The following is a 6459-nucleotide window of genomic DNA, read 5'->3' on the forward strand; positions in this document are numbered from 1 at the left end:
CTCCCCCACCAGCGCGCCGCCGCCCGAGGCGCCCGAGGCGCCGCCGGTCCGGCGGATACCGCTCGCCGTCTCCGCGCTGCTCGGCGCCGGCCTCAGCGCCTACGTGTTCGCCGCGCACGGCGCCAGGCCGGGCGTCCTGCTGCTGCTCGGGCTCGGGCTCGGCTTCGCCCTCTTCCACTCCCGGTTCGGCTTCACCTCGGCCTGGCGGCAGCTCGTCGCGGTCGGCAACGGCACGGGGCTGCGCGCCCACGCCCTGCTGCTCGGCACGACCGCGACCCTGTTCGCGCTGATCATCGGCACCGGAACCGGACTGTTCGGCTCCCAGCCCGCGCCGTCCGCCGGGCCGCTCGGCGTGGGCCTGCTGCTCGGCGCGTTCGTCTTCGCCATCGGCATGCAGCTCGGCGGCGCCTGCACGTCCGGCACGCTGTTCGCCGTGGGCTCAGGGCAGTCCTCGATCCTGCTCACCCTGGGCGGTTTCATCGCCGGCTCGACCATCGCGGCCTGGCAGTTCGACCTCTGGCACGACCTGCCGGCCCTCGACCCCGACCTGCTCTCCGACCACGTCGGCTGGTTCGGCTCCTGGGCGGTGACGATCGCGGCGCTCGCGGGGATCGTGGCGGTCTCCCGGGCCGTCCAGCGTCGCCGCACCCCGCCGCCGACCGGCGCCGTCCCCTCCAGCCGCGGCGGCCTCGCGGCCCGCGCGCTGCGTGGCTCCTGGCCGCTGGCCGCCGGCGCCCTCGTGTTCGCCGTGCTGGGCGCCGGTGTCCTGCTGGTCTCCGGCGCGTGGGGTGTGCCCAGCGCGTTCGCGCTGTGGGGCAGCGAGGCGCTGGGCGTCGTCGGCGCCCGGCCGGAGGGCTGGACCTTCTGGCAGCAGCCGGGCAACGCCGACATGCTGGCCGGCCCCGTCCTCGCCGACAGGAACAGCCTCACCGACATCGGCATCATGATCGGCGCCGCCGTCGCCGCCTCCCTCAGCGGCGCCTGGGCCCTGCACCGGAACGTCCCCTGGCGCACCGCGGTCGCCGCCGTACTCGGGGGGATTCTGATGGGCATCGGCGCCCGCCTGGCCGTCGGCCGCAACATCGGAGCCTACCTCGCCGGCATCGCCTCCGGCAGCCTCCACGGCTGGATCTGGGGCGCCACCGCCCTGCTCGGGACCTGGGCCGGCCTCCGGCTGCGGCCGCTGTTCGGCCTGGCCAACCCCAGGCCGACCGACGGCATCTGCTGAGCCTCGCCCCCGGCGGCTCGCGCCCGCACCGGATCGGTAGCCTCGCGGTCATGGCGGATTGGGAGCTTCGGCCGGCTTCGGCGGCCGACGTCGAGGCGGTGGCCGAGCTGCGGGCCGTGGTGATGCGGCCGGACCTGGAGCGGGTCGGCCGGTACGACGAGCGGCGGGTCAGGCAGCGGCTGCGGGACGGGTTCACGCCGGCACACACCTGGGTGATCGAGGTGGGCGGCGCCTTCGCCGGCTGCGTGGCGCTGCGCCCGGCCGAGGACGCCCACTGGCTCGAGCACTTCTACCTGGACCCGCGCTGGCAGGGCGCCGGCATCGGCACGGCCGTGCTGGGTGAGCTGCTCGAACGGTGCGACCGCGACGGCGACCTGGTCCGGCTGAACGTGCTGCAGGGCAGTCCGGCGCGCCGGCTGTACGAGCGGCTCGGGTTCACCCTCGAGACCGAGGACCCGGTGGACGTGTTCATGGTGCGCGAGCCGAACTCAGCCCGGTATGTCCGAGAAAAGGCGACATGACCGCCCGACGGCAGGGCACACGAACCAGAGGACCGCGGCCCAACCCACCGGCACACCGACCGGAGGAGGAAGGACCCATGCGACTCATCTGGACCCTGCTCGCCATCGTGACCGGCGTGCTGTGCGCCCTGTTCGTCCACAGCGCCGTCGTCGACCTCTTCGACACCGAGATGCTGGCCGCCACGGTCGGGGCGCTGCTCGCCGCGCTCAGCGGCGCCGTGGCGCGCTCATCCTGGCACCGCGGCAGCCCGATCACGGCCGGCCGGCACTGAGCAGCCGCCCCCGAACGCACGAGGGGCCCCTCCTGTCAGGAGGGGGCCCCTCGCCCTCGGAGAGCCGCCGGCGCGCGGGCGGACGCTCGGCGGCTACCGGTTCCGCTGGTTCCGCTGGTTCCGCTGGTTCCGCAGGGAGTCACGGACACCCTTGGCCTTCTCGCGCGCGCTCCCGGCTGCGCCCCGCAGGCCACCCCTGACCTGATCAGCCCTGCCCGCGGTCCGCCTGCGGTCGTCGCCGGTGATCCGGCCCAGCATCTCCTTGGCCTTGCCCTTGGCCCTGTCCATCGCGCCGCCGTTCATGTCGACTCCATTCGTACGGACGTGCCACTTTCGTCACGGTAGCCGGCGGACGAGCCGTCGGCATCCGGAGCGGCGCGGACCGCCGACCGATCGCCGCATTCGACATTTCGAACATGGTTGCCATCTCGCAGGCCGCCGCTAGCTTGATTTGTCATGATCACACCTCAATGAGGAGGCGTCCGGTGGCAACCTGCGGGATCACGCGCCGCGCGGTGTTGGCCACGTCGGCAGGGGGCCCGGCGGCGATGGGGGCCGCGGCGTTCGCGGGCACCGCGCAGGCGGCGGCGAGTTCGGCCGCCGCACCGCCGAACGGGACGGTACGGGTGTTCTGGCTCAGGCCCAGGGACGTGGCGAACGACCAGCGCTATCCCGACGGCATCGCCAACGTGATGCGGGAGGCGCAGCGCTACTACCGGCAGGAGCTCGGCGTGACCTTCACACTGAACAACCCGGTTGTGGAGGTGGACGGGCGAACACGAACGGGCCTGGTACGAGACGACGCCGAACGGCGGCGAGGAGTACTGGTGGGTGGTGTTCAACATGCAGCGGGAGCTGATGACCCGCTTCGGTCTCGGCGCCCCGGACTCGCGCTGGCTGTGCGTCGGCGAGATCAGCGCCGAGATCCCGGGGGTCTCCGGTGGCGGCGGGGGCAGCGGCTGGGTGATCCTGAGCGGCCACGACGCCGACGGCGCGGCGGGCGTCGGCGGTGACATGAACCGGTGGTACGGCGGCATGGTGCACGAGCTCGGCCACGCCCTCGGGCTGCCCGACTCGTCGTTCACCGACGGCACACCCATGTTGGCGTCCTTCTACCAGTAGCCCGACTGCCACTCAACCAGGCGCAGAAGAGCGGGATCCTGAACGGCCGGTACGGCGGTTTCCTCTCCTGAGCCGCCGGCCGGAGATCGCCGGCGGCCGGCGCGGTCACGCGGCCGGATACGCCAGGAAGAGCAGCGCGGCGAGCACGCCGCCGGCGATCGGGCCGACGACGGGGACCCAGGAGTAGCCCCACTGCGCGGTGCCCTTGCCCCTTATGGGCATCAGGAACGCGTAGGCGACGCGGGGCCCCAGGTCGCGGGCGGGGTTGATGGCGTAGCCCGTGGGGCCGCCGAGCGACGCGCCGATCACGAGCACGACGAAGGCCACTCCGGCGTATCCGAGCGCGGAGTTGCCGAAGTTCTGAACACCTTCCTCGGTCGTCCGGAAGACGGGCGAGAACAGCACGAACGCCACGAGCACGAAGGTGCCGACGGCCTCGGTGACCACGTTCCAGAACCTGTCGGCTATCTGCGGCGCGGTGGCGAAGATCCCGAGGGTGCCGCCTGGCTCCGGGTGGTCGTCGAACCGCAGCTTGTAGGCGGCCCGGCAGAGCAACGCGCCGAGGACGCCGCCGAGGAGTTGGGCGACCAGGTAGACGGGGACGTCCGCCCACTCCGTCCGGTCCGCGACGGCCAGGCTGATCGTGATGGCCGGGTTGAGATGGGCGCCGCTCGGCGCGGCGACGCTCGCGCCCGCGAAGACGGCGAAAACCCACTCGATGTTGATGAAGAGGGGGCCGCCGGCGTTGCCGTTGGTCTTCCGCAACACATGGTTCGCGACGACGCCGGTGCCCAGAAGTATCAACACCGTTGCGCCAAGCAGCTCCCACAGGAAGATCGAGCCCGCGCCCAGGCGTTACCCCCGAACCCTTGCGGCTCTTGGCCGGTTGCCGTGGCGAATTTTCGCGACCCTACTTCATGGTCGACGATCGTTCCAGACCACGCGTCGAGGGTTTCGCCGGCCGCTCCCCGCGGCGTCAGCGCCCGCCGTCCCCGTGCAGCGAGCGCCAGAACTCCCCGAAGCTCGCCGGGTCCTCGCGGATCCGCTCGGACAGCCGCCGCACGAAGTCCTGCTCCGCCTCGACCAGGGCGAGCGCGTACTCGTGCTCGATCAGGAAGAGGCGGTCCACTCCGCGGTCGGGCGCCGCGTCCAGCCGGCCCCTGATCTCCGCGCCGCGCCCGGCCAGCGCGCGTCCGCGCTCCACGAGCAGGTCCACGACCTCGTCGGGGGCCAGCACCACCAGGAGCGCCAGCGCCGACTGGAACCTGGGGTACTCCTTGACCGGGGTCGAGACCAGCTCCCGCATCCGCTCGCCAAGCTCGGCGCGGCCGGCTTCGGTGAGCTCGTAGGTGGTGCGCTCGGGGCGACGGCCCTCCCTAGTGGTCTCGCCCGGGACCACGTAGCCGTCCCGCTCCAGCTGCTCGACGACCATGTAGAGCGAGCTGCCGCGGTACTTGACGCTCTCCTGGAGGTTGCGGTCCTTCAGGAGCCGCCCGATCTCGTAGGGGTGCATCGGCCGCTGAACCAGGAACGCCAGCACGGCGAGCGCGAGCGGGTTGCTGACCTTCCGGCGTTCCTGCGGCAACGGACCTCCTCGATCGGTCGGGGTCCGATTGAACCACCTGGCCGGGCCCGGGCCCGGCGGCGGCCCGGGCCCGGCCGTCGTCACTCGCCGGGCAGCGTCAGGCCGAAGCGGGTGGCCCGGACCTCGACGTCCACGGTGAGCAGCACCTCGCCCGCCAGGTCGATGCCCTTGCCGACGCCCCGGGAGACGAGGGTGTCCCCGGCCAGCTCCGCCTCGTGCAGGGCTCGGACCTCCCCCTGGTAGGAGTGCGGCCGTCCGTACAGGTCGACCGGCAGGACCTGCCAGAGGCCGAACGTCACCCGGGTGTCGCCGCGGTCCGCCCAGCGACCGACGGCCACGTGGAAGCCGTCGGTGAAGGCGGTGAACATGCCCCCGGGGTAGAAGCCGAGCAGCGTCTGCTCGACCTCGCCGTCGGATCGGCTGACCGTGCCGCGCCAGGTGCCGATCACCGGGTGGGTGAAGAGGCGCGGCAGCCGGTCCCGGTCGTGGCCCGTGGCGGCCGGCTCCGGCTCGGCGCCCCGGGCCGGCTCAGCGCCGAGGGCGCCGGCGCCGCCGACCGCGGCCAGGGTCGCGGCGGTCGCGCCGGCCCGGCCGAGCAGCCGGCGCCTGTCGAGTGCCTCGTCTTTCATGGTTCGGTGTCCGTTCGTCCGTTCTTCTGTCGGGTGTCTCGGAGGGGGCTCGCGGCCGGCCCAGCTCAGCCGGCGGTCCTGGGCACCGGGGCGCGGGCCGCGCGCCGGGCCGCCAGGGCGCGCCGGCCCCGCCTGGTTCGGCCGCCCGGCTTGTAGAGGGAGAGCAGCATGGCGAGCAGCAGTTGGAGGAAGGCGAAGCCGAACCCGGCGGCCACGGTGGTCGGCGAGCCGCCGAGCTGGTCGACCGTGCCGCCGGTCGCCGCGAGCCGTTCGGCTTCCCTGGCGGTCGCCTCGAGCGTGTCGTGCACCCAGCCGAACGCCAGGAACAGTACCGCCAGGGAGATGACGAGCTTGGCCGCCACCCAGTAATGGCGCAGCACGCCCCACTGCGTGGTGACGCCGACGGCGATGCCCGACAGGGTGGCGGTGAAGTTGAGCCAGCCGAGCAGCGTGACGTCGAACGTCTCCATCAGGTGGTAGGAGGCGGCGACGGTGTCGATGTCGTCACCGGCCAGGGCCGTGACGCCGACCGCCGACATCATCAGGGCCACCCCGATCCAGCAGGCCGAGGAGATCACGTGCACCACCAGCAGGGCCTTCCTCGGCCGGCCGGTGAGCTGCCCGGTTAGCGAGGCCAGCACCGGCGCGGTGGCGTAGAGCCCGGCCAGGGCCAGCAGTTCGGTGACGACGAACGCCTGGGCCGTGGTGAGCAGGAACAGCGCCCAGCCGAGGAGGAGCACGGTCCGCCGGGCCGGGCGGGCCCTGGTCGTCAGCAGCAGGGCGATGCCGCTGGCCAGCGCGGAGCAGGCGAGCCACACGGGGGTGCGTGCCTCGGGGAAGCGCAGCGCGCCGGGCACCGACGGCGGCAGCAGGGCGAGGGCGAGGGCCAGGACTGCGTAGCAGCACAGGGTGACGAGCGCGCCCCTGCTGCCCATCGTGGGCCACCGCCTGGTGGCGGAGGCGTGGTCGGTCATCGGTGGTCCTCTCCCTAGGATTCGACTCGTCAGTACAGCCGATGCCGAATAGCCGATATCGGCTATTCGAGGGTGACGCCCCACCGCGGCGCCCCGCCATCGGGGATGTCCCTGACCCACCCCTGAAC

Annotated in this window: 9 protein-coding genes; 4 read left to right on the top strand and 5 right to left on the bottom strand. The window is 73.0% G+C overall.

Annotated elements, in window-relative coordinates:
- The 3 genes from E1265_RS31750 to E1265_RS31760 all read left to right on the top strand — a co-directional run.
- Nucleotides 1-1228 (top strand): YeeE/YedE family protein (locus E1265_RS31750; protein ID WP_243741252.1); only part of this gene is annotated, 1228 nt, incomplete at its 5' end.
- 50 nt (nucleotides 1229-1278) lie between these two features.
- Nucleotides 1279-1749, top strand: a complete 471-nt coding sequence (locus tag E1265_RS31755; protein WP_132934429.1) for a GNAT family N-acetyltransferase — start codon at nucleotides 1279-1281, stop codon at nucleotides 1747-1749.
- A gap of 77 nt (nucleotides 1750-1826) precedes the next feature.
- On the top strand, nucleotides 1827-2021 hold the full coding sequence (locus tag E1265_RS31760) for a hypothetical protein (RefSeq protein ID WP_132934430.1): 195 nt from the start codon (nucleotides 1827-1829) through the stop codon (nucleotides 2019-2021).
- Between the two features lie 93 nt (nucleotides 2022-2114).
- Here E1265_RS31760 and E1265_RS31765 read toward each other — a convergent pair whose 3' ends face one another.
- Nucleotides 2115-2324, bottom strand: coding sequence for a CsbD family protein (locus E1265_RS31765; RefSeq protein ID WP_132934431.1), 210 nt, complete (start codon nucleotides 2322-2324; stop codon nucleotides 2115-2117).
- Nucleotides 2325-2777: 453 nt separating this feature from the next.
- Between E1265_RS31765 and E1265_RS39930 the strand changes: the two genes are divergently transcribed.
- Nucleotides 2778-3143 carry a hypothetical protein gene (locus E1265_RS39930; RefSeq protein ID WP_243741253.1) on the top strand — a complete coding sequence of 122 codons (366 nt, stop codon included), beginning with the start codon at nucleotides 2778-2780 and terminating at the stop codon, nucleotides 3141-3143.
- A gap of 105 nt (nucleotides 3144-3248) precedes the next feature.
- Here E1265_RS39930 and E1265_RS31775 read toward each other — a convergent pair whose 3' ends face one another.
- The 4 genes from E1265_RS31775 to E1265_RS31790 all read right to left on the bottom strand — a co-directional run bounded on the left by E1265_RS31775 (nucleotide 3249) and on the right by E1265_RS31790 (nucleotide 6331).
- On the bottom strand, nucleotides 3249-3995 hold the full coding sequence (locus E1265_RS31775; protein ID WP_132934432.1) for an MIP/aquaporin family protein: 747 nt from the start codon (nucleotides 3993-3995) through the stop codon (nucleotides 3249-3251).
- Nucleotides 3996-4119: 124 nt separating this feature from the next.
- Nucleotides 4120-4728, bottom strand: a complete 609-nt coding sequence (locus E1265_RS31780) for a PadR family transcriptional regulator (protein WP_243741254.1) — start codon at nucleotides 4726-4728, stop codon at nucleotides 4120-4122.
- 80 nt (nucleotides 4729-4808) lie between these two features.
- On the bottom strand, nucleotides 4809-5357 hold the full coding sequence (locus E1265_RS31785) for a hypothetical protein (protein ID WP_132934433.1): 549 nt from the start codon (nucleotides 5355-5357) through the stop codon (nucleotides 4809-4811).
- Between the two features lie 65 nt (nucleotides 5358-5422).
- Nucleotides 5423-6331 (bottom strand): hypothetical protein, encoded by a 909-nt coding sequence (locus tag E1265_RS31790; protein ID WP_132934434.1) that lies wholly within the window; start codon nucleotides 6329-6331, stop codon nucleotides 5423-5425.
- Nucleotides 6332-6459: the final 128 nt, after the last annotated feature.

Source organism: Streptomyces sp. 8K308 (genome assembly GCF_004348315.1).
Taxonomy (GTDB): domain Bacteria; phylum Actinomycetota; class Actinomycetes; order Streptomycetales; family Streptomycetaceae; genus Streptomyces.

Coding starts and splice junctions, on each gene's coding strand:
- E1265_RS31790 (WP_132934434.1), bottom strand. CDS start 6,331: ATGACCGACCACGCCTCCGCCACCAGGCGGTGGCCCACGATGGGCAGC.
- E1265_RS31785 (WP_132934433.1), bottom strand. CDS start 5,357: ATGAAAGACGAGGCACTCGACAGGCGCCGGCTGCTCGGCCGGGCCGGC.
- E1265_RS31755 (WP_132934429.1), top strand. CDS start 1,279: ATGGCGGATTGGGAGCTTCGGCCGGCTTCGGCGGCCGACGTCGAGGCG.
- E1265_RS31760 (WP_132934430.1), top strand. CDS start 1,827: ATGCGACTCATCTGGACCCTGCTCGCCATCGTGACCGGCGTGCTGTGC.
- E1265_RS31765 (WP_132934431.1), bottom strand. CDS start 2,324: ATGAACGGCGGCGCGATGGACAGGGCCAAGGGCAAGGCCAAGGAGATG.